24 protein-coding genes are annotated in these 25,927 nt (G+C 40.2%); 7 read left to right on the top strand and 17 right to left on the bottom strand.

Going from position 1 to position 25,927, the window contains the following annotated elements; translation table 11 throughout:
• Positions 1–75: 75 nt before the first annotated feature.
• The gene (gene pyk, locus PSH54_RS08405; protein ID WP_004587847.1) at positions 76–1,512 is read left to right on the top strand and encodes a pyruvate kinase; all 1,437 of its coding nucleotides are present in this window, start codon (positions 76–78) and stop codon (positions 1,510–1,512) included.
• 62 nt (positions 1,513–1,574) lie between these two features.
• Here the strand turns inward: pyk and PSH54_RS08400 are convergent, their stop codons facing one another.
• From PSH54_RS08400 to thrS, 10 genes are all read right to left on the bottom strand, one after another.
• Positions 1,575–2,399: a LytR/AlgR family response regulator transcription factor gene (locus tag PSH54_RS08400; RefSeq protein ID WP_024034076.1), complete on the bottom strand. Its 825-nt coding sequence runs from the start codon at positions 2,397–2,399 to the stop codon at positions 1,575–1,577.
• A complete protein-coding gene (locus tag PSH54_RS08395; protein WP_024034075.1) occupies positions 2,396–3,469 on the bottom strand; it encodes a sensor histidine kinase in 1,074 nt (357 codons plus the stop codon). Before PSH54_RS08395 ends, PSH54_RS08400 begins: the two co-directional genes overlap by 4 nt.
• A 229-nt stretch (positions 3,470–3,698) precedes the next feature.
• Positions 3,699–5,255, bottom strand: a complete 1,557-nt coding sequence (locus tag PSH54_RS08390; RefSeq protein WP_004587844.1) for a SulP family inorganic anion transporter — start codon at positions 5,253–5,255, stop codon at positions 3,699–3,701.
• Between the two features lie 129 nt (positions 5,256–5,384).
• Positions 5,385–5,843, bottom strand: coding sequence for an Lrp/AsnC family transcriptional regulator (locus PSH54_RS08385; protein ID WP_002960703.1), 459 nt, complete (start codon positions 5,841–5,843; stop codon positions 5,385–5,387).
• A 90-nt stretch (positions 5,844–5,933) separates the two neighbouring features.
• Entirely contained in the window at positions 5,934–6,575 is a 642-nt protein-coding gene (locus tag PSH54_RS08380) for an MBL fold metallo-hydrolase (protein WP_273605931.1), read from the bottom strand.
• Position 6,576: 1 nt separating this feature from the next.
• The gene (locus PSH54_RS08375; protein WP_273605930.1) at positions 6,577–8,394 is read right to left on the bottom strand and encodes a M14 family metallopeptidase; all 1,818 of its coding nucleotides are present in this window, start codon (positions 8,392–8,394) and stop codon (positions 6,577–6,579) included.
• 420 nt (positions 8,395–8,814) lie between these two features.
• Entirely contained in the window at positions 8,815–9,177 is a 363-nt protein-coding gene (rplT, locus tag PSH54_RS08370; RefSeq protein ID WP_004587841.1) for a 50S ribosomal protein L20, read from the bottom strand.
• A 15-nt stretch (positions 9,178–9,192) separates the two neighbouring features.
• The gene (gene rpmI, locus PSH54_RS08365; RefSeq protein ID WP_004587840.1) at positions 9,193–9,393 is read right to left on the bottom strand and encodes a 50S ribosomal protein L35; all 201 of its coding nucleotides are present in this window, start codon (positions 9,391–9,393) and stop codon (positions 9,193–9,195) included.
• Between the two features lie 211 nt (positions 9,394–9,604).
• A complete protein-coding gene (gene infC, locus PSH54_RS08360) occupies positions 9,605–10,165 on the bottom strand; it encodes a translation initiation factor IF-3 (protein ID WP_024034072.1) in 561 nt (186 codons plus the stop codon).
• 59 nt (positions 10,166–10,224) lie between these two features.
• Positions 10,225–12,135: a threonine--tRNA ligase gene (gene thrS / locus PSH54_RS08355; RefSeq protein ID WP_273605929.1), complete on the bottom strand. Its 1,911-nt coding sequence runs from the start codon at positions 12,133–12,135 to the stop codon at positions 10,225–10,227.
• A gap of 383 nt (positions 12,136–12,518) precedes the next feature.
• Between thrS and PSH54_RS08350 the strand changes: the two genes are divergently transcribed.
• Complete coding sequence (locus PSH54_RS08350) at positions 12,519–12,965, top strand: DUF3010 family protein (protein WP_273605928.1); 447 nt, start codon at positions 12,519–12,521, stop codon at positions 12,963–12,965.
• A 304-nt stretch (positions 12,966–13,269) separates the two neighbouring features.
• Entirely contained in the window at positions 13,270–15,003 is a 1,734-nt protein-coding gene (locus tag PSH54_RS08345) for an AMP-binding protein (RefSeq protein WP_273605927.1), read from the top strand.
• 62 nt (positions 15,004–15,065) lie between these two features.
• Here the strand turns inward: PSH54_RS08345 and PSH54_RS08340 are convergent, their stop codons facing one another.
• The 5 genes from PSH54_RS08340 to PSH54_RS08320 all read right to left on the bottom strand — a co-directional run bounded on the left by PSH54_RS08340 (position 15,066) and on the right by PSH54_RS08320 (position 19,781).
• Positions 15,066–15,530 carry a DUF1456 family protein gene (locus PSH54_RS08340; protein WP_273605926.1) on the bottom strand — a complete coding sequence of 155 codons (465 nt, stop codon included), beginning with the start codon at positions 15,528–15,530 and terminating at the stop codon, positions 15,066–15,068.
• A gap of 113 nt (positions 15,531–15,643) precedes the next feature.
• Positions 15,644–16,888 carry a lipoprotein-releasing ABC transporter permease subunit gene (locus PSH54_RS08335; protein WP_273605925.1) on the bottom strand — a complete coding sequence of 415 codons (1,245 nt, stop codon included), beginning with the start codon at positions 16,886–16,888 and terminating at the stop codon, positions 15,644–15,646.
• Positions 16,878–17,576, bottom strand: a complete 699-nt coding sequence (lolD, locus tag PSH54_RS08330) for a lipoprotein-releasing ABC transporter ATP-binding protein LolD (protein WP_273605924.1) — start codon at positions 17,574–17,576, stop codon at positions 16,878–16,880. Before lolD ends, PSH54_RS08335 begins: the two co-directional genes overlap by 11 nt.
• On the bottom strand, positions 17,569–18,786 hold the full coding sequence (locus PSH54_RS08325) for a lipoprotein-releasing ABC transporter permease subunit (RefSeq protein ID WP_248461411.1): 1,218 nt from the start codon (positions 18,784–18,786) through the stop codon (positions 17,569–17,571). Before PSH54_RS08325 ends, lolD begins: the two co-directional genes overlap by 8 nt.
• 125 nt (positions 18,787–18,911) lie before the next feature.
• Positions 18,912–19,781 (bottom strand): LysR family transcriptional regulator, encoded by an 870-nt coding sequence (locus PSH54_RS08320; RefSeq protein ID WP_029774426.1) that lies wholly within the window; start codon positions 19,779–19,781, stop codon positions 18,912–18,914.
• Positions 19,782–19,912: 131 nt separating this feature from the next.
• Here PSH54_RS08320 and PSH54_RS08315 point away from each other — a divergent pair, with 131 nt between their 5' ends.
• A complete protein-coding gene (locus tag PSH54_RS08315) occupies positions 19,913–21,034 on the top strand; it encodes an S-(hydroxymethyl)glutathione dehydrogenase/class III alcohol dehydrogenase (RefSeq protein WP_004587830.1) in 1,122 nt (373 codons plus the stop codon).
• 68 nt (positions 21,035–21,102) lie between these two features.
• Positions 21,103–21,945 carry an S-formylglutathione hydrolase gene (gene fghA, locus PSH54_RS08310; RefSeq protein ID WP_273605923.1) on the top strand — a complete coding sequence of 281 codons (843 nt, stop codon included), beginning with the start codon at positions 21,103–21,105 and terminating at the stop codon, positions 21,943–21,945.
• On the opposite strand, the gene PSH54_RS08305 is transcribed toward fghA, so the two are convergent.
• Positions 21,899–22,273, bottom strand: coding sequence for a hypothetical protein (locus PSH54_RS08305; protein ID WP_004587828.1), 375 nt, complete (start codon positions 22,271–22,273; stop codon positions 21,899–21,901). The two genes, fghA and PSH54_RS08305, sit on opposite strands and share 47 nt — an antisense overlap.
• 158 nt (positions 22,274–22,431) lie before the next feature.
• Positions 22,432–23,925 carry a BCCT family transporter gene (locus PSH54_RS08300; protein WP_273605922.1) on the bottom strand — a complete coding sequence of 498 codons (1,494 nt, stop codon included), beginning with the start codon at positions 23,923–23,925 and terminating at the stop codon, positions 22,432–22,434.
• Positions 23,926–24,153: 228 nt separating this feature from the next.
• Here PSH54_RS08300 and PSH54_RS08295 point away from each other — a divergent pair, with 228 nt between their 5' ends.
• Together PSH54_RS08295 and PSH54_RS08290 are read left to right on the top strand one after the other, a co-directional pair.
• The gene (locus PSH54_RS08295) at positions 24,154–24,570 is read left to right on the top strand and encodes an MgtC/SapB family protein (RefSeq protein ID WP_004587826.1); all 417 of its coding nucleotides are present in this window, start codon (positions 24,154–24,156) and stop codon (positions 24,568–24,570) included.
• 169 nt (positions 24,571–24,739) lie between these two features.
• A complete protein-coding gene (locus PSH54_RS08290; RefSeq protein WP_273605949.1) occupies positions 24,740–25,924 on the top strand; it encodes a DUF1624 domain-containing protein in 1,185 nt (394 codons plus the stop codon).
• Positions 25,925–25,927: the final 3 nt, after the last annotated feature.

Genomic DNA, 25,927 nt, shown 5'->3' with positions numbered 1-25,927 from the left:
CATAAGTTATAAGTATTTTGAAGTCACAAAATAACCGTCAACCTGCTTACACATCTAAGCACACAGGAGAATTTGATGCTAAGACGCACAAAAATAGTCGCTACACTTGGGCCTGCAACAGATCGAGATAACAATCTAGAAAAAATTATTCGCGCTGGCGCTAATGTAGTACGTTTAAACTTCTCACATGGTGTTGCACAAGATCATAAAGACCGTGCACAAGCTGTACGCGAGATAGCCACAAAATTAGGTAAACATGTTGCTATCCTTGCAGACCTTCAAGGTCCTAAAATTCGTGTTTCAACGTTTAAAGAAGGTAAAGTAAACCTTGAAGTAGGCGCTAAATTCACCCTAGATGCAAAAATGGAAAAAGGTGAAGGCGACGTAAACGCGGTAGGTATTGATTACAAAGAACTACCACAAGATGTAAGCCCTGGCGATTTATTACTATTAAACGATGGCCTTATTCAACTAACCGTTGAGCAAGTAGAAGGTCACTTAGTGCACTGCTCGGTTACGGTAGGTGGTGTATTATCAAATAATAAAGGCATTAACCGTTTAGGCGGTGGTTTAACAGCCCCTGCGTTTACAGAAAAAGACAAAGAAGATTTAATCACTGCCGCTGAAATAGATGTTGATTACATTGCAGTATCATTCCCGCGCAGTGGCGATGATATGCGTTATGTACGCTCTTTAGCAGAAGCTGCAGGCTCTAAAGCACAACTACTTGCAAAAATTGAACGTGCAGAAGCCGTAGAAACACAAGAAGCCGTTGATGACATTGTTTTAGCATCAGATGCTGTAATGGTTGCTCGTGGCGATTTAGGTGTTGAAATTGGTGATGCTGCGCTTATGGGTAAACAAAAACTCATTATTCGTCGCGCTCGTTCATTAAACCGTACTGTTGTAACCGCAACACAAATGATGGAATCGATGATCGATAACCCTATGCCAACACGCGCAGAAGTTATGGATGTGGCAAATGCGGTACTTGATGGTACTGATGCAGTTATGCTTTCAGCAGAAACCGCTGCCGGTGATTACCCTGAAGAAACGGTCGCTACAATGGCACGTGTTTGTTTAGGTGCAGAATCGCAAAAAGAAACCCATGTATCTAAGCACCGTTTAGACAGCCGTTTTTCTAACAATGCAGAATCTATCGCGCTTTCAGCTATGTACGCTGCTAACCACTTAGATTCGGTTAAAGCTATTGTTACCTTAACTGAGTCAGGTAGCACCGCTAAACTTATGTCGCGTATCAGCTCTGGTTTACCTATTTACTCGCTTTCACGCCATGCAAGCACGCTAGGCCAAACAGCGCTTTATCGTGGTGTTTACCCTGTGTTTTTTGATTCTACAAAAACTGAAAAAGACGGAATGGTTAAAGCCGCACTTGATACCCTTGTAGCACAAGGTTCATTACACTCTGGCGATACAGTAATTATTACTCACGGTGACTCAATGGAAACTGTGGGCGCAACGAACACAATGAAAATTGTAACTGTTGCGTAATTTCTGCCTTATATAAAAAATGCGAGCTAAGCTCGCATTTTTTGTGCCTGTAAAATATCAAACTAGCTGGCTAGCGCTGCTTTTACTTTATCGCGGTAGCTTCGGCTTACTTTAAGCTCTTGTCCGTTTTCAAGCACTAATAAATACTCACCGCTGACTTGTGTAACCAGCTTGCTTATTTGTTTTGTATTTACAATTGCACTGCGGTGAACGCGCACAAACAAATGTGGGTCGAGCTCTTGCTCAAGCTCTTTCATTGTTTTGCGCAAAATATGTGTTTGCCCATCTTGGCAATGTAAACACATATAATCGCCGGCGGCATCAACCCACTGAATTGTCGCAACCGGGACACGAATAATTTCACCCTGCTCTTTTACCGCCAGTGATTCTGGGTAACGTTTGTCGGTTAGGGTATCGCCTGTGGCTAATTTTTTAAGTATTTCTTCACAGTTATTACCTGTAATACCGGCAACAAAACTCGCTAGTTTTTTCTTATGGGCGTTGTCTTGCTGTGTTTTTAAGTAACTATGCACTTTTTCTACCGCCTGTTTTAGTCTGTTATCGTCAACGGGTTTTAAAATGTAATCCAAAGCATGTATTTCAAATGCCTTTACTGCAAATTGATCAAACGCAGTAACAAACACAATCGCGGGTAACGCTTTAGTGCTTTCGCTTAAGGCACGGGCAACTTCAAAGCCATTCATTCCTGGCATTTGTATATCTAAAAAAACTAAGTCTATTGGGTGCTCTTTACATGCTTCTATTGCATCAGAGCCTGAACTACACAGTTTAATTACTTCTATATCAGTATATTCTTCAAGTCTTACTGCTAAGCCCTTTCTTGCTAATGGTTCATCATCAACAATGATGGTTTTAATTTTAGTCATTTCTTCACAGCCTTCTCAAACGGTACTCGCAGATTAACTTTCAATCCACTTGGCGTATTATGTGATAATACAAACGAATAATTATTTTCATAGAGCGTTTTTAATCTGTCTTTGGTATTTGCCACCCCTACCCCTTGTGCATTTACAAGTTGTCCGTCTATTAGCTCGGTACCGGGGCCATTATCACCTACTTCAAGTAGTAGTTCGTTGGCAAAAACCTGTGCTTTTATGTCTATCACACCGCCTTGTGACATATGCGCAATGGCGTATTTAATTGCGTTCTCAATTATCGGTTGCAAAATTAAGCTTGGCACAAGTGCCTCTTTTGCTTGCTCGCTTACATCTACATTTACTTTTAAGCGCTCATCAAATCTAACCCGCTCTATTTCTAAATACAGCATTAATGCGTGTAGCTCTTGCTCTAAAGGCACTTTTTTAATGGGATCGGTATTTAGTGTATAACGCAAAAAGTCGCTTAACCTTGCCACCATTAAGTTAGCATCTTTGTTTTCTTTTACCAAAACTAATGTAGAAATAGCATTAAGCGTATTAAATAAAAAATGCGGGTTAAGTTGATATCTGAGCATTTTTAATTGCGCTTCATGGGCCATTGTAGTTGCTTTAAGCGCTTTTTGTCGCTCACTTTGTAATAGCTGGTAATACTTTATGCCAAAGTATAAGCCACTCCAACATAAAATTATGTAAACAGAGTCTAAGCCATGCTGTAAATAGTAAAACCAATCTTCTGGGCGATAACCATGGCGGTATATTTCCCATAAATTAAATTTTTGTACAATTGCCCACAATGTACCTGTAATGTACGAGGCACCAAATACAACCACCATTAATATCCAAGGCGATGCATTCCAGGTTTTTCTATAAATATAACGAAGTGGGACTGTCATTAAACAGCCCGCATAGGCATTTAATAATATAACGAACACGTAAATATCACGCATTTCAAATACTTTAGAGCCGATATAATTTACAAGCGCATAACCAATCCAGCCTGCAATTTGCAATAGCCAAAAAAAGCGTTGCCTGTTATCAACTAAAGATTGCCAATTCAAAATAAAATACAACTCCGTATAAGTTAGCCAATAAGTTAAAATTACGTTAGCTAATTTAACCACTGGTTTGGTTATTATATCGATTATTACAAAGTGTTAGCAGTACCAACTGTCTTAATTTTTAAGAGCCTTACCGCAAAGTTAAGCCAATAAAAAAGCGAAAGGCTTTAACCTTTCGCTTTTAAAATGCCGATTCAATCAGCTCGTATGGGCAAAGCCACCTTATAAACTAAGCAAGTTTATCAGAGGCTACTTTATAAGTTGGGTCTTCAATTACGTTTACCTCAACTAAGTCACGCGCTTTGTGTAACAGCTGCTTACAGTCTTTACTTAAATGACGTAAGTGAAGCTGTTTACCTGCTTTAGTGTACTTATCAGCTAAGCTGTCGATGGCTTCTATGGCACTGTGATCCGCAACACGGCTGTGTTCAAATTCAATAATTACATCTTTAGGGTCGTTTTTAACATCGAATAACTCAGAAAAGTTTTTAACTGAGCCAAAAAATAACGGGCCGTGAAGCTCGTAAACTTTAGCACCTTGCTCATCAATGTAATTAGTTGTGTAGATATGTTTTGCATGATTCCAAGCAAATACCAAGGCAGAAACAATAACACCAACACACACTGCAATCGCTAAATCGGTTACTACGGTTACGCCAGATACCAATACAATTACAAAGGCATCAGACAGTGGTACACGCTTCATCATTTTAAAGCTTGCCCATTCAAACGTACCAAGTACAACCATAAACATAACACCTACAAGCGCAGCCAGTGGGATCATTTCAATTAAACTTGAAGCAAATATAATAAATGCAAGCAGCATTAGTGCAGCACTTATACCCGACAAGCGCGAGCGCCCGCCCGAATTAATGTTGATCATTGATTGCCCAATCATGGCACAGCCACCCATTGCGCCAAAAAAGCCACAGGTTACATTAGCAGCACCTTGGCCAATACACTCTTTATTTGAGTGACCACGGGTTTCGGTAATTTCATCAATTAAGCTAAGCGTTAATAACGACTCAATTAAACCAATAGCCGCTAAAATTAATGCATACGGAAAAATTATATAAAAAGTTTCCAGGGTAAATGGGACCATAGGAATGTGAAATTCAGGTAAGCCGCCAGCAATGGTAGCCGCTTCATTACCTGTCATCCCTTTTAGGAAGTCAAGTACAGTGCGCGAGTCTAAATCAAGGCCTATTACTAAAGCGGTTACCGTTACAATAGCCACTAAAGAAGAAGGCACTGCAGTGGTGAGCTTAGGTAAAAAGTGAATGATAGCCATGGTTAATGCAACTAAACCTAACATGATGTAAAGCGGGTTGCCTGTCATCCATTGCTGGCCACCTGCGCCATCTGGCACTTTAAACTGCCCAAGCTGCGCTAAAAATATTACTATCGCTAATCCATTTACAAAGCCGAGCATAACTGGGTGAGGGACCATGCGAATAAACTTACCGAGCTTAAATATCCCCGCGAGTATTTGCAGTATCCCCATCAGCAACACCGTGGCAAATAAATACTCAACACCATGATCAAGTACCAAACTTACCATTACAACAGCTAATGCACCGGTTGCGCCCGAAATCATACCAGGGCGGCCACCAAAAATAGCCGTAATTAAACCAACGATAAACGCGGCATAGAGACCAACTAAAGGTTCGACATTTGCTACAAAAGCAAACGCAACAGCTTCTGGAACTAAAGCAAGTGCTACAGTTAAGCCAGATAAAATATCGTTTTTAGCAGAGCTAGGCGCTTTGCTGAGTAAGTTAAACATTGAGTTCCTCAGGGGGTTATTAGGTTAGGATCGAAAAAGCGCTAAATGTTACCAAATTAGCGCTCATTTAACAATTCGCACACACCGTTATTAGCTTTCTTAGTATAGCTTAACTTTGTGTCGTTTATTTTATAGAGGAAGAGATGTACTGCGTTTTACACATGTCATGGTTACGTTAGAGTGTACCTCTTGAACGTATTCTAAACTGAGTAAATTGTCACGTACAAAGTGCTCATAGCCTTCTATACCTTGTGAGATTATACGCAGCATAAAGTCCATGGTGCCGGCCATTGTGTAACATTCTGTCACTTCGTCATAGCTCATAATTAGCTTTTCAAATTCAGCTAAGTTTTTCTTGCCATGATTTGATAAGCGCACATGTGCGTATACAAGCATGTCAAAACCAAGCTTTTTCTCATCTAAAAGCGCAACTTTACTTTTGATATAGCCATCTTGTTCAAGCTTTGCAATGCGTCGCCAACAAGGTGATTGAGATAAGCCTACTTTGTCTGCAATTTCAGCAGTTGAAAGACTTGCGTCCTGTTGTAAAAGTGCCAAAATTTGGCGATCTACGTGATTTAGAGACATTTTATTTCTTATTTATCTAATAAACTGGTTAAATTATACAGCCAATTTAAAATTCCGTCTGCAATAATTTTGCATTTTCATAGATTTTAATTAACCAAATTGGCCACTTACAAATGGATTAGTGCGTTTTTCGTGGCCTACAGTGGTATCTTCACCATGGCCAGCTAAAATACGCGTGTTGTCATCAAGTGTTAAAATATGGCTTTTAATAGACTCAATGAGCTGCTCTGTATTGCCTTTAGGGAAATCTGTACGCCCTACAGCACCTTTAAAAATAACATCACCAACAATAACGCATTGCTGTTCAGGCTCATAAAACACAATATGACCCGGTGTGTGCCCGGGGCAATGCTTAACACTAAAGCTAAGTTTGCCAAGCGTTAATACATCATTATGATTAAGCCAAATGTCAGGGTAAAAAGCATCAATAGCTGAAAAGCCAAACATTTGTGCTTGCATAGGCAGGTTATCAAACCAAAATGACTCATCTTTTTGCGGGCCAATAATTTGCACATTGTAGTGTGAGCGTAATTCATCGGCCGCACCTACGTGGTCTAAATGCCCGTGTGTAAGCCAAATAGCGCTCAGTACTAATTTGTGCTCACTAAGCGTGGCTATAATTTTTTGTGTGTCACCACCTGGGTCTATCACCACAGCTTGCTTTGTTTCTGTGCAGCTAATAATTCTGCAATTTTGAGAAAAAGCAGTCACGGGTATCGTAATAACGTGCATATTAAATTTCTTTATCTTTTTGATCGGGAATAACGGCTACTTGCTCATACGACATTAAAATTGGGTATTTCAAATACGCTTCGTCATAAAACGGTGTATGTGAATATAACCAGTGCAAACGTGCATTGGCATCTTGCGCAAATGCTTTATCTTGAAGTTTTTTATCAAACTCGAGAGCAAGTTTTGGGTTGTCTTTAAGCATTTTCCTTGCGTAAGGGATTAACGCGTAGTTTTCCATGTACTCTGTTCGTTGAAAAATTGTATTAAACTCACCCCACGCAAAAAATGAATCAGGAGCCTCAGGGTGTAATAAATGAACCGCTAACTCCCCTGCTTTTTGCTGCGTATTTACTTGATACCATCCGTCTAAATCTACATTTATTGCTGGTATATAATCAAAACTTGCAGAGACTCTAAAGCGCCCTTCAAATGGGGCTTTATCAAACGAGTAATCAAGTACTTTGGCAAGCTTTAAAGGTTGCGTATTCGCGCCTTTAAGTTTGTTTACTGACACCCCATGTAACTTAAGCTTTTCTATTATATCGCTATATACAGGCGGAACAAAAAACGCTTCAGGCACATCAACAACTCGTTCAACCTCTTTTTGCCAATAAATCGGTAAGTCAGTGTAGGTATAGGCTTTACCTAAATATTTAACCTCAGTTTGCCCCGAAAGCGCACTTACACTTGATGTGTATTCTACCCCTTTAAACTCACTGATTGTGTGTGCTTGTTTAGCATAACCTCGTTTAACAATTAGTTTCTCAGGTACAAATTCTTGCTCTTTTTTAACGGCGTTCGAAAGCTCATGACTGTACTGAGAAAGCGCGTTTATTGCCCCATCTAAAAATACATAGGTGCCTAATACGCGTTGTTGATAAGGTTTTAAAGAATGGTTTTCGACTAAAATTGTTGGTAATGATTTTAAATCGCCCCACCCGTTTGAAAAACGCGGTGTAGCCACCCAACCTGCAAGGCCTTTTTTAAAGTCGCGTTTATCCATAACAAATACCAATGGCCCAGGTATATGCCCTTGCTTTTGTAATGTTTCGTCAATAACCGGCTTTATATACTGATCTAATGCATCAGATATAGCAGGCGATTCGCTTGCAAATACAGGGTTATAACCATAGGTCACATCGTACTGATAATCGGCGCCATCGGTAACATGCACATCAATGTATAAGTTTGGGTTGTAATCATTAATAACCTTTAAAACACTTCTCACCTCTGGTGTATCTAATTTAGTGAAATCGCGATTAAGGTTTAGATTATTTGCATTGGTTCTAAAGCCCATTTTTTCAGGGCCGCGCTGATTTATGCGATTAAATGCGCTGCTGCGTTCATGCCCATCTACGTTTAAAATAGGAATAAAAAGTATGTTTACCTTTTTTAAAATATCACGGCGCTTACCTGTTGCAATATCGCGCAGCAACATAAACATAGCGTCTTTACCATCTATCTCACCTGCATGAATACCGGCTTGGATAAAAACGGTTGGCTTAGTGCTGTTGGCCATTTGCCCAGCTTCAAAAAAACCTTGCTCACTGGCAACCAACATTTTAATAGCGCGATTACTATTACTGTAGCCTATTATTTGAGACTGAAACTGCGTGGGATTTGCCGCTACAAGCCTATCTACAAACGCCATTGTGTCGGCATAGTTTGGCGAGGCTTTGCCCTGAGATAACTCAAAATCAGTGGTTAACGGGCCTTGCTGCTGTAATAACGAAACGCTATCACCTTGCCAAGGAATAAGAGGCGGTAAATGACTGTTATCTGCCACAATTGCAGATAAAAATAACAGGCTTGCAAACATAGTTTTCTCTAACAAACGCTTTAATAAAATAAATTATACCAAGTAAACATAGCGATATTATAAAAGTGCGGTGATTCAACAAAAAAGAAAGCCCGTTTATACCCATGCACTTAATAAAGTGATTATTAAAGTAGTTAATTTTAAGGCTGGGGAAAAGTGTCAATAGCTTGCTAAAAAATTCGTTGTTTATACCAATCCGCTTAATTAAGTGATCTATTTGAGAATAGAAAACGTGTTGATAGTAGTAAAAACTTCGCTATTTAGTAGTTCTAAACGAGAGTTTTTTAACGCAGATAGCGACACATTTAGCCCCACAAAATAATAACGTATTATAGCGGGAGGATATTGTTCGGTGAATCTTAAATTACAGGCACAAAAAAAGGAGCCTAGGGCTCCTCTTTATTACTTATTTAAAAAAGCTTAAGCTGCCGCTAGGCCTTCTTTTGCTTTTTCAACAAGCGCTGCAAATGCAACTTGGTCGTAAACAGCGATATCTGCAAGGATCTTACGATCGATTTCTACAGAAGTCTTTTTAAGACCATTGATAAAACGGCTGTAAGACAGACCATTTTGACGTGAAGCTGCATTGATACGTGCAATCCATAATTGACGGAAAGTACGTTTCTTAGCACGACGGTCACGGTAAGCGTATTGACCCGCTTTAGTAACTGCCTGGAAAGCTACGCGGTAAACACGTGAACGTGCTCCGTAGTAACCTTTAGCTTGCTTTAAAACTTTTTTGTGACGTGCACGTGCGACAACGCCGCGTTTAACTCTTGCCATTTCTAAAAACCCCTATTAAGCGAATGGTAACATACGTGAAACTAGACCATGGTCATTTTTATGAACCATCATCTTAGGACGTAGGTGTAACTTACGCTTAGAAGTTTTCTTAGTCAGAATGTGACGAAGATGCGCTTGTTTACGCTTGAAACCGCCAGAAGCAGTTTTCTTGAAACGCTTAGCAGCGCCTCTGTGACTTTTTAGCTTATAAGCCATTGCAATAACTCCAAATGTATTGCTTAAAAATTAGTAAGCAGGCGTGAGATATATTTCTATAGCTCCACTTTTAGGCCTAACTTACTGCCATATTCCGGTGAAAACCCAGCAAAAATGCCGCAATTTTACTTTAAAACCGGTTAGCACAGGTGAATATTTGCATATTACTTGGGTACCTGAGCTAAATTCGGTGCGCATTATCGCTTAAAAATTATTTTTTAGCAACAGGCGCCATCATCATAACCATTTGGCGGCCTTCAACACGATTTGGGAAAGACTCAACTACTGCAAGTTCTTCTAAATCAGCCTTAACACGGTTTAATAATTCGATACCAATTTCTTGGTGAGCCATTTCGCGGCCACGGAAGCGGATAGTAATCTTAGCTTTATCGCCAGCTTCTAAGAACTTACGTAAGTTGCGCAGCTTAACCTGATAGTCACCTTCATCCGTGCCAGGACGGAATTTGATTTCTTTAATCTGGATTTGCTTTTGCTTCTTCTTCTGCTCTTTTAGTTCTTTGCTTTTTTCAAAGATGAACTTACCGTAGTCCATAACCTTACAAACAGGCGGCTCAGCGTTTGGGCTAATCTCTACAAGATCAACACCCGCTGCATCAGCCATAGCTTGTGCGTCTTTTAATGACTGAATTCCAGCTTGTTCGCCTTCGATGTCGATTAAACGAACTTCTTGAGCTGTAATTTCTTCGTTAATACGATTTTTTTGAGCTGTTTGTTGCCCTTTCTTGCCGCCTCTAATGGTACGTTCCTCCAAGAATATCAATAATATAAGCGTGTAGTTGGCTGTTTGTGATTGCCCTACACGCTCGATTTTTACTGTCGATTTTTAATTTCTTCGCTAATTTTAGCTACAAAATCATCAACATTAAATTTGCCTAGGTCTTCACCTGTGCGGGTACGTACTGCTACTTCCTGTTGTTCAACTTCTTTATCGCCAACAACGAGTAAGTAAGGAATACGCTTAAGTGTATGTTCTCGGATTTTAAAGCCAATCTTCTCATTTCTCAAGTCAGCTGCGGCTCTAATTCCAAGTTTATTTAATTTTTGTACAATTTCGTGCACGTAATCTGCTTGTTTATCGGTAATGTTCATAATTACCACTTGCTTTGGAGCAAGCCACGTAGGGAATAAACCAGCGTATTCTTCAGTTAAAATACCGATAAAGCGCTCAATTGAGCCTAAAATAGCACGGTGTATCATAACTGGAGTGCGTCGTTCGTTGTTTTCTGCTACATAAGTAGCGCCTAAACGACCCGGTAATGCAAAGTCGAGTTGCACTGTACCACATTGCCACGCTCTGTCTAAACAATCGTACAAAGTAAATTCAATTTTAGGTCCGTAAAAGGCACCTTCACCTGGTAGGTAATCAAATTCAATGTCGTTTGCTTTAAGTGCATCGGCTAATGCAACCTCTGCTTTGTCCCAAATTTCATCGTCGCCGATGCGTTTTTCAGGACGCGTAGAAAGCTTAACTACAATTTTGTCAAAACCGAATGTCTCATATGTATCATAAACCATCTTAATACACGCTGAAACTTCGTCCATTACTTGCTCTTCTGTACAGAACACGTGAGCATCATCTTGTGTAAAGCCACGTACACGCATTAAGCCGTGTAAAGCGCCTGATGGTTCGTTACGGTGACAACAACCAAACTCAGCCATACGCAGTGGTAAATCACGGTACGATTTTAAACCCTGGTTAAAAATTTGCACGTGACCTGGGCAGTTCATTGGTTTTATAGCGTATTCACGTTTTTCAGACTCTGTGGTAAACATGGCGTCTGAGTATTTTTCCCAGTGACCTGATTTTTCCCACAAAGAGCGGTCCATCATCATTGGACCTTTAACTTCTTCGTAGCTGTACTCACGCAGTTTTTCGCGAACAAATTCTTCAAGCTCGCGGTAAATGCTCCAACCATCGTTGTGCCAAAATACCATACCCGGCGCTTCTTCTTGCCAGTGCCATAAATCAAGCGCTTTACCAATACGGCGGTGATCGCGTTTTTCAGCCTCTTCTAAACGTTTAAGGTACGCTTTAAGTTGCTTTTTATCGCCCCACGCTGTGCCGTAAATACGCTGTAGCATTTTGTTTTCAGAGTCGCCACGCCAGTAAGCTCCAGCTACTTTCATTATTTTGAAGTTTTGGCAGAATTTCATGTTTGGTACGTGCGGACCACGACACATGTCTACGTATTCTTCGTGGTGGTATAGTCCTGGGCGATCATCTTTTGAGATGTTTTCGTCCAAAATTTCCATTTTGTATGTTTCGCCACGCGCTTCAAACGTATCGCGTGCTTCTTGCCAGCTTACATTTTTTTTCACTACGTCGTAGTTTGTTTTTGCAAGTTGCAACATACGCTTTTCAATGGCGTCTAAGTCTTCTTGAGACAAAGAGTGTTCCATATCAATATCGTAGTAAAAACCGTTATCAATAGTTGGACCAATAGCCATTTTAGCGTCTGGGAAAAGCTGCTTAACTGCGTGACCGATTAAGTGAGCACACGAGTGACGAATAATCTCTAGGCCGTCGTCATCTTTTGCGGTGATGATTTCAAGGCGCGAATCTTCGTTGATCATATCGCACGCATCAACACGCTCGCCATTAACACGACCAGCAATGGTTGCTTTAGCAAGACCAGGGCCAATGTCGTTAGCTACATCAAGAGTACTTACAGGGTTTTCAAAACTACGCTGACTGCCGTCAGGAAGAGTAATAACTGGCATTATAAATCCTTACATACAGTGGTGACACCTACAATGTATCACGTGTATTTTTAAATAAATTAAATGAGAATGACTCGACAACGCTTTTACGAATAAGCATTGACTATTTTTCGCCATAAATGACTAATGTAGATGCTGAGTCTGCTCAACTACAAAAAAGATATTGTCGCGTGATAGAGTATCAATTACAAGTTTAAAGCGCGCTCATTACTTGAAATTTTACCTAAAATTGTCATTTTTTTGTTTTTCGTTCGCTAATTTAAATTAAGCATGTGACAACTTGAGTTTACTGATTATTAAAATGCACCTGCACCGCCTTGCTCTCGCAATTTATTAGATGTTGGGTATAATACCAAGCAATTAAGTTATATTAGAGAACAGCAATGAGAACATGTGGTGTAGAAATTACCGGTAGTGATGTACTACTTTGTATTTTAAGTAAAGATAACGACGTATTTGATATTCGCGATGTGCGCCAAACACGCTTTACCTTAGGTAACGGTAACGACACTGAAATAATGCGTAAATTTCAATTTGATTTTGCAAAACTAATGCAAGATTACCAAATTGATTCTGTTGCCATTCGTGAGCGCCAACCTAAAGGTAAATTTGCAGGCAGTGCAAAGGGCTTTAAAATGGAAACAGCGATTCAATTAATTGAAGAGTTAGACGTTCGCGTGTTCTCAATGACCGAAATTAAAGAGCAGCTTAAACGTAATCCTATACCTATTGCGTTTGAAGACACAGGCCTTAAAAAGTACCAAGAAAACGCTTTTGTTAATGCCTATGTATACATTATGAAAAAAACCTACCGCAGTGACGAGCTATAAGTCACAAAGCGATTAAAACAAACTATAAAAACGCCATTTAGTGGCGTTTTTTTATGCCTTTATAAAAGTTAGTTTTTATTGCCCCTCTGTAAAACGTTTCATTTAACTTTTCTTTATGCTTAGTACATTAGTCTAACCACCCTTTCTTTGTCGACAATTTGTGTTTATTTTAACTACAGCCTATAACAATTCGCTTAACTATTTTTTATTTTGCTACACAGCTATTCGTGGCTAAGTAAATGAATACTGACTTATCAGCACGGATTGATATAAGTAACTGACACATATTAATACGGAGAAGCACATGCACACACCATCGCGCTCGGTAAAAGAAGTAGAACAAATAAACATATTACCGCTCACAAAAAGCTATTTTAAAGGTGCGCAAAGCACGCCGCTAACGGATAAAACAATTGGCGAGTACTTTGATTTTATTGTCGACAAACAGCCTGATTCGCTCGCTGTCGTTGTTAGCCATCAAAATGTACGCTTAACGTATAAAGCATTTCAAAATAAAGTTAATCAACTCGCTATGGGACTACTAGCAATAGGCGTTAAACCAGGAGATAGAGTAGGAATATGGTCACCCAATAACATTGAGTGGTGTTTAACCCAATTTGCGAGCACCAAAATAGGTGCCATTATGGTGTGCGTTAACCCTGCCTACAGGCCAAACGAGTTAGCCTATGCTTTGAACTCGGTAGAATGCAGCACATTAATTACCGCGTCACATTTTAAAGGCAGCAATTATATAGATATGCTTAACAGCTTAGCGCCTGAACTTGCCCAATGTGAACCCGGTGAGCTAAATGCACATGCCCTACCTAGCCTTAAAAATGTAATACGCATTGGCAATGAAAAAAGCCCTGGTATGTTTACGTTTGATGATGTGATGAATTTTTCCACCCCTGCCCACAAGCTTGAATTAAATGCGATTTCAGCAAATTTAAACGCTGATCAAGACATAAATATACAGTTTACCTCTGGCACCACGGGCAACCCTAAAGGCGCTACACTCACCCATAAAAACATACTAAATAATGCGCTATTTGTTGCAGAGGCTATGCATTTTACAGCGCAAGATAAACTATGCATACCTGTGCCTCTGTATCATTGTTTTGCGATGGTGCTTGGCAGCCTGCTATGTGTAAGTAAAGGTGCCGCAGCTATATACCCAAGCGATGCGTTTGATGCAAAAACCACGCTTGATGTTGTCCAGCAAGAGGGCTGTACCGCGCTGCATGGTGTGCCGACTATGTTTATTAGCCAACTAGAGCTGCCTAATTTTACCAATTACAACCTCAGCACTTTACGCACTGGTGTAATGGCGGGCTCAACGTGCCCTGAGCAAGTCATGCGTAAAGTACAAACACAAATGAACATGCATCAGGTATTAATTGCGTATGGGCAAACTGAGTGCAGCCCAATCAACAATATAACCGAAACCGACTCATCAATAGAGCGCCAAGTAACAACCGTTGGCCGTGCCCTTGCTCACACTGAAGTTAAAATTATTGACGAACTGGGTAACATTCAAAAAATAGGTGTACCTGGTGAGGTCTGCAGTAAGGGCGCCGGTATAATGCGCTGCTATTGGAATGACGAAGAAAAAACAAAAGCCACTATAGATGATGAAGGCTGGTTACACTCTGGTGATTTAGGGGTAATGGACAGCGAAGGGTTTGTGAGTATTGTTGGCCGCATTAAAGACATGATCATTCGAGGTGGCGAAAACATTTACCCACGCGAAATTGAAGAGGTTCTTTACACTTACCCAGGTATTCAAGATGCCGCTATATTTGGTATTAGTGATGAGAAGTACGGCGAAGAAGTGTGTGCGTGGATCCAGCCAAAAGAAGATGCAGCACTTGATGAGCAAGCAATACGTGCATTTTTAAAAGACAAACTCGCCTATTTTAAAATACCCCGTTATATTCGCTTTGTAGAGAGTTACCCAATGACAGTAACAGGCAAACTGCAAAAGTTTAAAATGCGAGAGCAAATGCAGCAATCTCTTACTGATAAGGCCTTTTCTTAACCGCAAACATTAACTACAAAAAAGCTCAGCAATTGCTGAGCTTTTAGCGTTAAATAATTTACTTACTCTGCAGGGCGATACTGCTGCTGAACACCTGTTAAAAACAAACGCAAAACCTGGTCGTTACACACACGGTAATGTTTATTTTCTACTTTGCGAGAAAACGCACTGAGCTCATGTTTACTTAATTCAAAGTCAACTTTTGCAAGTGTTGCTATTACATCTTCTGCTTTCATGTTTAAAGCAATACGTAGCTTCATAAAAATAATATTATTATTTAATTTAGTCTCTGGCACAGGCTGTGGGCCTTCGCGCTTGCCACGCTTAGTATTAATAAAGCCATTTAAAAACGTAGCAAACTCAGTGTCTGACATTTTAACGAACCCTTGCTCACCCTCTTTTGTTAACCATGCAACGACTTGCTCAGTGGTAACTGTAGCCTCTGCGGCGGCAAAAATACCGACCATGGCAGTATCGGTTAAATTAAAGGTATAGCGAACACGGCGTAAAATATCGTTATTTGTCAAAGTAATTTCCTGAGTAGAGAGCGAGGCTAAATTACAGCGCCCACGTTAAATGAGCGCGCAGTTTAGCAGCTTAAGGCACGCTGCCCTATTGATATTTACACTATAAAGAGTTGTTAATTACCCAGTACCTTGGCAGGGTCGACTCGAGTTGCTTGCCACGCTGGGTAAATAGTAGCAAGTACAGCTAAAACAAAGGTAACAATAACTGTTATTCCAATATCACTGAGTACTAATTTACTGGGTAAAAATTCAATAAAATAAACACCTTCAAGCGGATTAGCTGCAAATAACTGGCTAACCCATGTAAACAGCTCACTAATGTTAAGCGCTAATATAACCCCAACTAGTGTGCCAAGTAACACGCCAACAAAGGCTTGCGTTAAACCTTGCATGACAAAGGTAGCTAAAATAGTACTGTCTTTAGCACCCATGGTTTTTAAAATAGCTATATTGCCTTGTTTTTCGCGCACTTCCATTACAAGCGACGATACAATGTTAAAACTAGCTACCGCTATAATTAAAAACACCACAATGTACACAATTGTGCGCACCATTTGAATATCTTGATACAGACTACCTTGCGTTCTAAACCAGCTAGAGACATACACATAATCACTAATAGTTTGCCCTACTCGCAGTGCAATTTGATGCGCAGCAAACACATCATCTACGCTCAATCGTAAACCTGTCACTTGGCTGGCGTCGTAGCCTAAAACTGACTGTGCTTTATTTAAGTGAATAAATGCAGCGCTACTGTCAATTGGCCCACCCATTTCTATAATGCCCGCAAGTGTTAACGTTACGCGTTTAGGGGCTAATAGAGACTTCCCTTGCTCGCTAATTTTAGGAATGAGTAAAGTAATATTATCGCCTATATTAGCGCCTAATTGCTTTACAGTTTGCTTGCCTAAAATAACGTCATCCGTGCGCAGCTGACTAACCAGTGTGCCTTTGGTAAATTGATTTATGGCCGATACATTCCCTTCATAGCTAGGTTCAACGCCGCGTATTTCTACCGCTTTAAGCTGGCTTTTAAATTGCGCCATACCATTTACTGCTATAAATGGCGCAGCACCTGTAACATGAGGCTCTGCTTTAAGTTTTTCTACTTTGTTAGGCCAATCAGCAATCGGTCGGCTAGGCGCTACGTATTCAACTTGCGGTACCACACTTAATAAACGATGCACTAATTGCTGCTCAAAGCCATTAATAACCGAAAGCGCAACAATTAACACCGCCACCCCTAATAAAATACCAACAGTAGAGGCTTTGGCAATAAAGCTTACAAATGCGTTTTTTTCGTCTTTATGGCCAGAATACGCTCTAAAGCGTTCACTTAAAAATAAACTAAGCAACATGGTGCGACTCTTTTATGGCAAGTTTCCCATCATCTAAATACGCAATTTTACCTAGCTTGTCTGCAAGCTCTAAGTCGTGAGTAACCACCACAAAACTAGTATTTAATCTTTTATTTAGCTCATTAATTAAATCGTAAATTTTAATCGCGTTTTGCTTATCAAGGTTACCGGTAGGTTCGTCGGCTAACACTAATGCGGGTTTAGTCACCAGCGCTCGAGCAATAGCAACACGCTGGCGCTCTCCACCAGAGAGTGCCGAAGGCTTATGCTCACAGCGATGCGCTAAGCCTACTTTATCTAGCATTTGCAGGGCTTGCTCTTTCGCCTCTTTTGCGTTGAGCCCTTTAATTAGCAGCGGCATAGCCACGTTTTCAACCGCACTAAATTCCATTAATAAATGGTGAAACTGATAAATAAAGCCCAAGTTTTTATTTCTAAACGCCGCTTGCTCTGTTCGCGATAATTTAGCAACGTCTTGATTTTTTATTTTAGCGCTACCCGATGTAGCCGTATCTAGGGTTCCTAAAATATGTAATAAGGTACTTTTTCCTGAGCCTGAGCTGCCCACTATAGCCAGCATATCACCTTGGTTAAGTGATAAGTCCACCCCTTTTAATACTTCTACTTGGTTTTGGCCATCTTGATAAACTTTACTTAAGTTTTGACAGCTAATAACTAAATCATTCATAACGCAATACCTCTGCTGGTTTTACTTTTGCGGCTTTGCGCGCAGGATATAAAGTGGCTAAAAAGCTCATTGCAATACTGCTAAGCGCAATAATAACGAGGCTTAACACATCAAATTTTACCGGAAGCTCTACACCTGCAAGTAGGTTTAGCCCCACAGCAGCGAGTAGTTCATTAATATATAAGCTAAACAATACACCTAAAAGTGCCCCTATCGCGGTGCCAATAACCCCGTTATACAAGCCTTGCACCATAAACACTTTTTGTACTTGTGAAGGCGTTAAACCTAAGGTTTGTAATATCGCCACTTCGCCTTGTTTTTCACTCACCATCATAGTCAGTGCCGAAACAATATTAAATACAGCCACTAATACAATCAGCCCTAACAACATAGACATAATACGTTTTTCCATAGCAACCGCGGCAAATAAAGTACCTTGGCTACTGCGCCAGTCACTTACTTGGTAATCGCGTAAAATGTGCTGGCTGTCCTTTGTAAATTGCGCTAATTCAAAGGGTTCATGTAACGACACACTTAAGTTAGGCGCGGTATTTTTGTTAAGCTTTAATACCCGCTGTAAAGATGCGCCGCTGGTAAATGCAAGGCTCATATCTATCTCTGAGCCGGTTTCGTATATTGCGGCTATTTTAAATAAACGTTGACTAGGTACGCGCCCAAGTGGCGTGTAAGTAGAAGCATTAGGCATAATTACGCGCAGTTTTTCTCCCATACCAACGCCAAGTTTACGGCTTAAATAACGGCTAATAGCTATGTTGTAGCTATTATTTAAAACGTTTTGCCAATTGCCCTGCACAACTTTATCGGTAATTTTATATAGCGATCCGTTATTGCCATACAAGCCTTGCAGTAATACGCCGTGTAAATCTTTATTGGTTTGCAAAATGGCTTCGCCGTGACGGTAAAGGCTTACGTGATCTACATAATCTGAGCGCTCTAAGTCGGCTTTTAATGCAGTCATTTGTGCGCTGGTGTGTTTATTGGCTTGTACTTCTACGTGGGGAATGAGCCCTAACATATTTGTTTTTAAACTGTTTTCAAAGCCATTCATTACACTGCTTACAGTGAATAAGGCCATTAGCCCTATGGCTATTCCGGCAATAGAAAAAAACGAGATAAACGATATAAACGCATTTCCTTTGGAGGAGCGGCTATATCTGAGCCCTATAAATAAGCTAACCGGTTGAAACATATTATTTAAAACATTTATGCTAAAAGTGTGCGGCTATAGTAGCACGAACTAAGATGAATTGAATATGACCATAAATGTAAGAAATAATTTATAAATCTTATACTTGGCTATATTTTAAGCGCGCTTTATTCAAGCCCAGCCACTAAATAATCAAGTAATACTCTTACGTTAGTGGCAACAAACTGACGCGGTGGGTAAATTCCCCACACGCCTTCTTGATCTGGCTGATAAGAAGTTAATACTGGCACAAGCTCGCCCGTTCGTAGCTCATTTTCAATGTAATAATTTGGCAGCTGCACTATTCCTAAGCCTTTTTTTGCACCATCAACTAATGCCCAACCACTATTACAGCGCAAGCGTCCTGCAATTTTAATGTGTTTATCGCGGCCGTTTTCGTTTACTCGCCAGTAACTGCTGTTACCAATTAAACATTGATGTTGGTTTAGCTCGCCTAGGGTATGAGGCTCACCTACTCGGGATAAATAATCTGGGGAGGCACACATTATAAAGCGCCTAGCACTTAAACGCCGTGCTCTGTGGCTTGAATCTTTTAAATGCCCTAACCGAATGGCTAAATCAAACCCGCCTTCGAGTAAATTTTCTTGCTCGTTAGAAAGCGTAGCAATAACTTCGACCTCAGGATGAGCGTGCATGAAATTGTGCACAATGGGCATAATAAAAGTTTCACCATACATAACTGGTGCTGTTAATTTAATTTTACCTTTAGGCGTTGTTTGCTGCGTTGCTAAGCTTTGCGTGGCATCGTCCATAGCATGTTGTAATTGCTTAGTTTGATGTAAAAAGGCTTCGCCTTCTTTGGTTAATACCACTTTGCGGGTGGTACGGGTGAGTAACTGGGTATTTAAACGCTGCTCCAGCGCCGTTACATGGCGACTTATATGAGCAACCGACAACCCCAGTACATTAGCCGCTGCTGTAAAACTGCCCTCTTCACCCACTGCTATAAATTCGTCTATGCCATCCCAACGCGCCATTATTACCATACTGTAAAAGTGTTTTAATAAATCAGAGATTATCATTATTTGAGAAACAAATACAATGGAGCCATCACCCAAACAAATTGGGTCTACAATTGTTATTTAAAACCACTACAAAGGATAAACACATGTCTGAATTTATAAAATCAAAAGCAGCTATTGCGTGGGGTCCAAACCAACCTCTAAGCGTTGAAGAAGTTGATGTGATGATGCCTAAAAAAGGCGAAGTAATGGTAAAAATTACCGCTACTGGTGTTTGTCACACTGATGCATTTACTTTATCAGGTGAAGATCCTGAAGGTATTTTCCCAGCAATTTTAGGCCACGAAGGTGCAGGCGTTGTGTATGCAGTGGGCGAAGGCGTAACCAGTGTTGAAGTAGGCGATCACGTAATTCCACTTTACACCGCTGAATGTGGCGTATGTAAAATGTGTACTTCAGGCAAAACTAACCTGTGTTCAGCAGTGCGCGAAACACAAGGTAAAGGCCTAATGCCAGATGGCACTACACGCTTTTTTAAAGACGGCCAACCAATTTATCACTACATGGGTACGTCTACTTTTTCTGAGTACACAGTACTTCCAGAAATTTCACTCGCAAAAGTAAACAAAGAAGCGTCGCTTGAAGAAATTTGTTTATTAGGCTGTGGTGTAACCACAGGTATGGGCGCGGTAACAAACACTGCAAACGTAAAACCAGGCGATACTGTGGCTATTTTTGGCTTAGGTGGCATTGGTTTATCGGCTATTATTGGTGCAAAAATGGCAGGCGCGGGTCGCATTATTGGAGTTGATATTAATACCAGCAAATTTGACCTTGCAACAAAACTTGGCGCAACAGATTTAGTAAACCCTAAAGATTTCGACAAACCAATTCAAGAAGTGATTGTTGATATGACCGATGGCGGTGTTGATTACTCGTTTGAGTGTATTGGTAACGTTGATGTAATGCGCTCAGCACTTGAGTGTTGTCATAAAGGTTGGGGTGAGTCGGTAATTATTGGTGTAGCCGGTGCTGGCCAAGAAATTTCAACCCGTCCTTTCCAACTAGTAACAGGGCGTGTATGGCGTGGTAGCGCATTTGGTGGCGTTAAAGGCCGTTCACAATTACCTGAAATAGTTGAGCGTTACATGGCAGGCGAATTTGCTCTTAACGACTTTATTACGCATACCATGAGCCTTGAAGAAATTAACGATGCGTTTGATTTAATGCACGAAGGTAAAAGTATTCGTACAGTAATTCACTACTAATACGTTATTGGTAACCTATGTATTAAAAAGCCGTAATACTTAATTGTTTGCGGCTTTTAAGGATTTTTATGTTAGAAAATATCTCAAGTACAAAAGTAGCAGGTGGTTGGCACAAACAATATACCCACACTGCAACAAGTACCCATTGCACAATGCGTTTTGCGGTATTTTTACCCCCTGGCGCAAGCGAAACAAACAAAGTGCCGGTACTTTATTGGCTATCGGGTTTAACCTGTACAGACGAAAACTTTATGCAAAAAGCCGGCGCATTTAAAAAAGCGGCTGAGCTGGGTATTGCAATTGTAGCGCCTGATACAAGCCCACGTGGTGATAATGTCTCTGATGATGACAGCTACGACTTTGGCCAAGGCGCAGGCTTCTACGTAAACGCAACACAAGCACCGTTCAATACACATTTTAATATGTATGACTATGTAGTTGATGAACTACCTATGCTTATTGAGCAACACTTCCCAGTAACCAGTACTAAAGCAATTAGCGGTCACTCTATGGGCGGGCACGGCGCTTTAATGGTGGCACTTAAAAACCCTAAAGCGTTTGTTAGCGCTTCGGCCTTTAGCCCTATTGTTAATCCAATTGACTGCCCATGGGGCGTGAAAGCATTTACGGGTTACTTAGGTACTGACAAAGAGCTTTGGGCTCAATACGATTCGTGCGAGTTGATGAAAAAAGCGCAGCAAGCTGATTTTCTCCCTATGCTTGTTACACAAGGCGATGCCGATGGGTTTTTAGAGGAGCAACTTAAGCCACAAAATTTAGCGGCTGTTGCTAAAAATAAAGGTTACCCGCTTAGCATTGAAATGCAAGCTGGCTACGATCATAGTTACTTTTTTATAAGCAGCTTTATTGACCAACACTTATCATTTCATAATCAGTTTTTAACTGTGTAATCTCATTAGTGTGTAGATCAGATTTATCTACTTCTACACACTCTTTCAATACTTTACTCACTTGCCTACACACTTGTACCGTATTGCCCTCACCTTTTACTAAATTGATCAGCAATGAATCTATTTTTAACCCTATATCGGTAAAACTAAACCCATTTTTGTCTTTCGGTACAGGTTCGAGTGGATTTTTATAAGGATCTGAACGAGCAGGGCTATTACTATATTTATTGGCGCGTGCATTTGACTGTGCCTGCCCATCAATTATAACACCAGCGACTGTACAGCCACTTAGGTAAATAACACATAAACATAAAGTTAGCGCTCTCATGGCTCATCCTGATCAAAAATATTACCTAAATTATAAACATCTTTAAAAATAGTATTGTAAAAATATGTATACCTGTTCTATATACTTAATTTTGAACGGCCTAAGCGTACAATTTAATACAGTGCATCATCATTTTATTAATAAAATGGGTTTAAGCCCTAATACTTAAATTCACTTATACACTCTTTTATAAAGCCCACCAGCTGCAAAATAAAAATAACTAAAAACGGTAAAGCGCCAATAATAGCAATGGTTCTGTTTAGGGGCTCATTATTTTGTACCAGTAATATAAAGGCACAAAGCCCAAGCGCGAGTGACCAACCATAAATACTCCATGCTTTTGCCTTTTTGCTATTTGTTAAATCACGTATTACTAATATGGCCGAATCGGCTGAGGTAACCACAAAAATAAGTAACAGTAACAAGCTTGACCAAATAAGTACGGCGCCTTGCCAGCCTAACTGCTGAAAAAATATAAATAGCCCTTGGGTATAGTCGGCTTTAATGGCATCTAAAATACCGGCATAGTAGATTTTATCCCATGCGATAGCCGAGCCCGAAAACACACTAAACCACACAATAGTTACAAGCGTAGGCAGCAAAACTACGCCCAATATATATTGCCACACTGGCCGGCCTTGGCTAATTTTAGCTAAAAACACGCCAACAAAAGGCCCCCACGCTAACCACCAAAAATAATAATTGTACGTCCAGCCATTTGCCCACTCGGGGTTATTAAGTTGGCTTTGTAATTGCCATGTCCCTGTAAAAATAAGCCGTAGGTAATCCCTTGTGCCCTCAATGGCAATAGCCATTATAGGCTGTATGGGCATTAACAAAAGCAGCCACAATAAAAGTAAAAAAGCTAGCCAAACATTAAACTTACTCAGCGTTTGAATACCTTTTTTAAGCCCAAGCTTGGCCGATATTGTATACAGCAATACAATTAAGCTGATTATGATAAAACCAGATACAAGCGCGGACTCTATCCCTAGGTTTATTTCAATTCCCTTGCGTAGCAATAACGTAGAGTTTGCAATTGTCCCAACCACACCAAAAAAAATGGCAAGCACGGCCACTAATTTAACAATAAAGGTAAGCCTGTATTGGTATTTTATATTGATAGCGCCTTTTAATGCACTGATTACCGGTGCGCTAATATCACCACTGCAATGACTGTTTTTTGTTAAGCCACCTAACACAAGCCCAAATACTGCATAAAGAGCCCACGCATGCGCCCCCCAGTTAACCAACGTCAGCGCTAAAGCACTACTTACTTTGTTAGGGTAAAGTGTATGTTTTAAAGGAGAGTTGACTACATTCAACGCAGGCTCTGCAACTCCCCAAAAAATTAAACCCGACCCCATCCCTGCGGCAAAAAGCATAGAAAGCCAACCAAATAAGCCAAATTCAATATGGGCATTGTCACCGCCTACTTTTCGCCTACCAAGCGGGCTTATGGCAATAACGATAACTGCAAGTAATAAAAAATTTACTAATAAAAAAAACGGCGCCCCTAAAAAACTTAAAGCGTTATTTATAAGCGGTTGCAAATGATTGGTGAGTAATTGAGGCGCCAAAAATGCAATAGCACAAAGAGTAAGGCAAAGTAATAACGCTGTTTTTTCAAGCTTGGTTGTATGTAAAGGCAAGTGAAATACTGTTTATTTATGTTTAATAATAAAATAATACGCACTTTGCATAATTAATTAAACGAATAGGCAGCGTTTATCTGTAAAAGCGTAAATTAACTATGTAAATGTTACCAATTAATTAATGAATGCATCTCACATTTAGATTTAACACATTGAATTTATATAATAAAATAAGCTGGCCTATAGGTTGCTATTAGTTTACACCCTTAACCAATAGAGACCATTATGGAAATTGATTTACAGTGGAACGAAATCATCGATAATTTAGTACACCTTGGCATTGCCTACATACTCGCACTGCCTATGGCTTACGACAGGGAGCGAAGCCACCATGGCGCAGGGTTAAGGACTTTTCCACTTGTGGCAGTTGCCTCATGCGGCTATGCGGTAATTGCTATGTCAGTGCTAGAAGGTGCAGAAGCGCAATCTAAAATGCTACAAGGGATTATTACCGGCATAGGCTTTATTGGCGGTGGTGCAATTTTAAAAAATAATAAATCTACATCGGGTACCGCAACAGCAGCAAGCATATGGAATATGGGTTTAATTGGTATAGCGGTTGCCTACAGCCGTTACGAAATTGCTATTTTATTAGCTATCATTAATTTTATAACACTGAGGTACATTAAAAAGTTTAAGTAATGCTAAGGTGTACCATTATGAAATTACTAAAAAGAAGATAAATTGTGAGTAACTACTGCAACCTAAATTAATGTAATAAATCAAGGCGCTTAAAAGCGCTCAAGCTCGCATGACGATACTTTATAACATATAATATCGCCAAATTTATACAACGTATTTGAGCTTAATGATGTCGTCTCACTCTACAGCCCCTCGGTTGCATCATATTGATTTATTGCGTGGCATTATCATTATATTTATGGTGATTGACCATGGTATGTATTATTGTCTTAATTACTCAGTAACCGATCCTATGACGGTTCCGGGTACCAGCCCTGTTACTTTTTTCACCCGCTTTATTTCGCACTTTTGCGCCCCTTTATTTGTTTTTTTAGCAGGCCTTTCAGCAGCTGTTACCGAGCATAAATACGCTTCAACTAAGGCATTTTCTTACAATTTAATTGTCCGTGGGTTGGTGCTAATCATTTTTGAATTTACCATTGTTTCGTGGTCATGGAGCTTTAACCCCGCTTTTCCAATGTTATACGCACAGGTCATTTGGGCGATAGGCTGGGGATTTGTCATATTAGGCTTATTACGTTTATTAGGCATTTACGGCGTACTAATAAGTGCTTTATTGTTGGTGTTTGGCCATAACCTATTTGATGGCGTAAGCTTTGAGCCAAATACGCTTGCACATACACTTTGGTCTATTGCACATCAAAAAAATGTACTTGAACTACCTTTGGGCTTAAAAATGAGAACAACTTACCCAGTTGCGCCCATTGTAGGTTTAATGGCTTTAGCCTACTGCGCGGGGGTATATTATAAAAAACACCAGTACAAAGCTCAGGTGATGAATTATGCAGCTATATTAGGTGCAAGCTGCCTTGCTTTATACACTGTGCTGCGCGGTTTTAATTTATACGGCGACACTTCAGTGTTTACTATTCATACCAATACTATTAATACTGTTATGTCGTTTTTAAATCCGACTAAATACCCACTGTCATTACAATTTATGTTGCTAACCGTGGGCCTTGGGCTAATTGCGCTTAAACTTTTAAGCCACGTTAAAGCCGACTTTTCTCGCAACTTTTTACAAGTGCTTGGTAAAACCAGTATGTTCTCATACCTTGCACATTTGTATTTATTGCACGCTGTCGCTTGGTTGCTTATCCCTGTTTTAGGACTTAGTTTTAGTGATATGACATACGGTGACACATTAGTAGGCCTTCCACCGGGGTACGGTATGAGTTATGGCGCAACTTTGTTATTTATAGCTGTGGTTATAGGCTTAACCACTTTACTTGCAAAACGCTATTTAGGCTGGAAGCGCAATAATAAGCACACTCTAATTGCTAAATATATATAACAA

The sequence above is a fragment of the Pseudoalteromonas sp. Angola-30 genome (genome assembly GCF_028599215.1).
GTDB classification, from domain to species: Bacteria; Pseudomonadota; Gammaproteobacteria; order Enterobacterales; family Alteromonadaceae; genus Pseudoalteromonas; species Pseudoalteromonas atlantica.
Note: the sequence above shows the minus strand (reverse complement) of the source record. Positions and strands in the feature narration are given on the sequence as shown.

Coding starts and splice junctions, on each gene's coding strand:
- PSH54_RS08295 (WP_004587826.1), top strand. CDS start 24,154: ATGGAAATTGATTTACAGTGGAACGAAATCATCGATAATTTAGTACAC.
- PSH54_RS08380 (WP_273605931.1), bottom strand. CDS start 6,575: ATGCACGTTATTACGATACCCGTGACTGCTTTTTCTCAAAATTGCAGA.
- PSH54_RS08305 (WP_004587828.1), bottom strand. CDS start 22,273: ATGAGAGCGCTAACTTTATGTTTATGTGTTATTTACCTAAGTGGCTGT.
- lolD (WP_273605924.1), bottom strand. CDS start 17,576: ATGAATGATTTAGTTATTAGCTGTCAAAACTTAAGTAAAGTTTATCAA.
- PSH54_RS08385 (WP_002960703.1), bottom strand. CDS start 5,843: ATGTCTCTAAATCACGTAGATCGCCAAATTTTGGCACTTTTACAACAG.
- PSH54_RS08375 (WP_273605930.1), bottom strand. CDS start 8,394: ATGTTTGCAAGCCTGTTATTTTTATCTGCAATTGTGGCAGATAACAGT.
- PSH54_RS08290 (WP_273605949.1), top strand. CDS start 24,740: ATGTCGTCTCACTCTACAGCCCCTCGGTTGCATCATATTGATTTATTG.
- PSH54_RS08315 (WP_004587830.1), top strand. CDS start 19,913: ATGTCTGAATTTATAAAATCAAAAGCAGCTATTGCGTGGGGTCCAAAC.
- PSH54_RS08325 (WP_248461411.1), bottom strand. CDS start 18,786: ATGTTTCAACCGGTTAGCTTATTTATAGGGCTCAGATATAGCCGCTCC.
- rpmI (WP_004587840.1), bottom strand. CDS start 9,393: ATGGCTTATAAGCTAAAAAGTCACAGAGGCGCTGCTAAGCGTTTCAAG.
- PSH54_RS08400 (WP_024034076.1), bottom strand. CDS start 2,399: ATGACTAAAATTAAAACCATCATTGTTGATGATGAACCATTAGCAAGA.
- thrS (WP_273605929.1), bottom strand. CDS start 12,135: ATGCCAGTTATTACTCTTCCTGACGGCAGTCAGCGTAGTTTTGAAAAC.
- rplT (WP_004587841.1), bottom strand. CDS start 9,177: ATGGCAAGAGTTAAACGCGGCGTTGTCGCACGTGCACGTCACAAAAAA.
- PSH54_RS08350 (WP_273605928.1), top strand. CDS start 12,519: ATGAGAACATGTGGTGTAGAAATTACCGGTAGTGATGTACTACTTTGT.
- fghA (WP_273605923.1), top strand. CDS start 21,103: ATGTTAGAAAATATCTCAAGTACAAAAGTAGCAGGTGGTTGGCACAAA.
- pyk (WP_004587847.1), top strand. CDS start 76: ATGCTAAGACGCACAAAAATAGTCGCTACACTTGGGCCTGCAACAGAT.
- PSH54_RS08390 (WP_004587844.1), bottom strand. CDS start 5,255: ATGTTTAACTTACTCAGCAAAGCGCCTAGCTCTGCTAAAAACGATATT.
- PSH54_RS08320 (WP_029774426.1), bottom strand. CDS start 19,781: ATGGCGCGTTGGGATGGCATAGACGAATTTATAGCAGTGGGTGAAGAG.
- PSH54_RS08345 (WP_273605927.1), top strand. CDS start 13,270: ATGCACACACCATCGCGCTCGGTAAAAGAAGTAGAACAAATAAACATA.
- PSH54_RS08335 (WP_273605925.1), bottom strand. CDS start 16,888: ATGTTGCTTAGTTTATTTTTAAGTGAACGCTTTAGAGCGTATTCTGGC.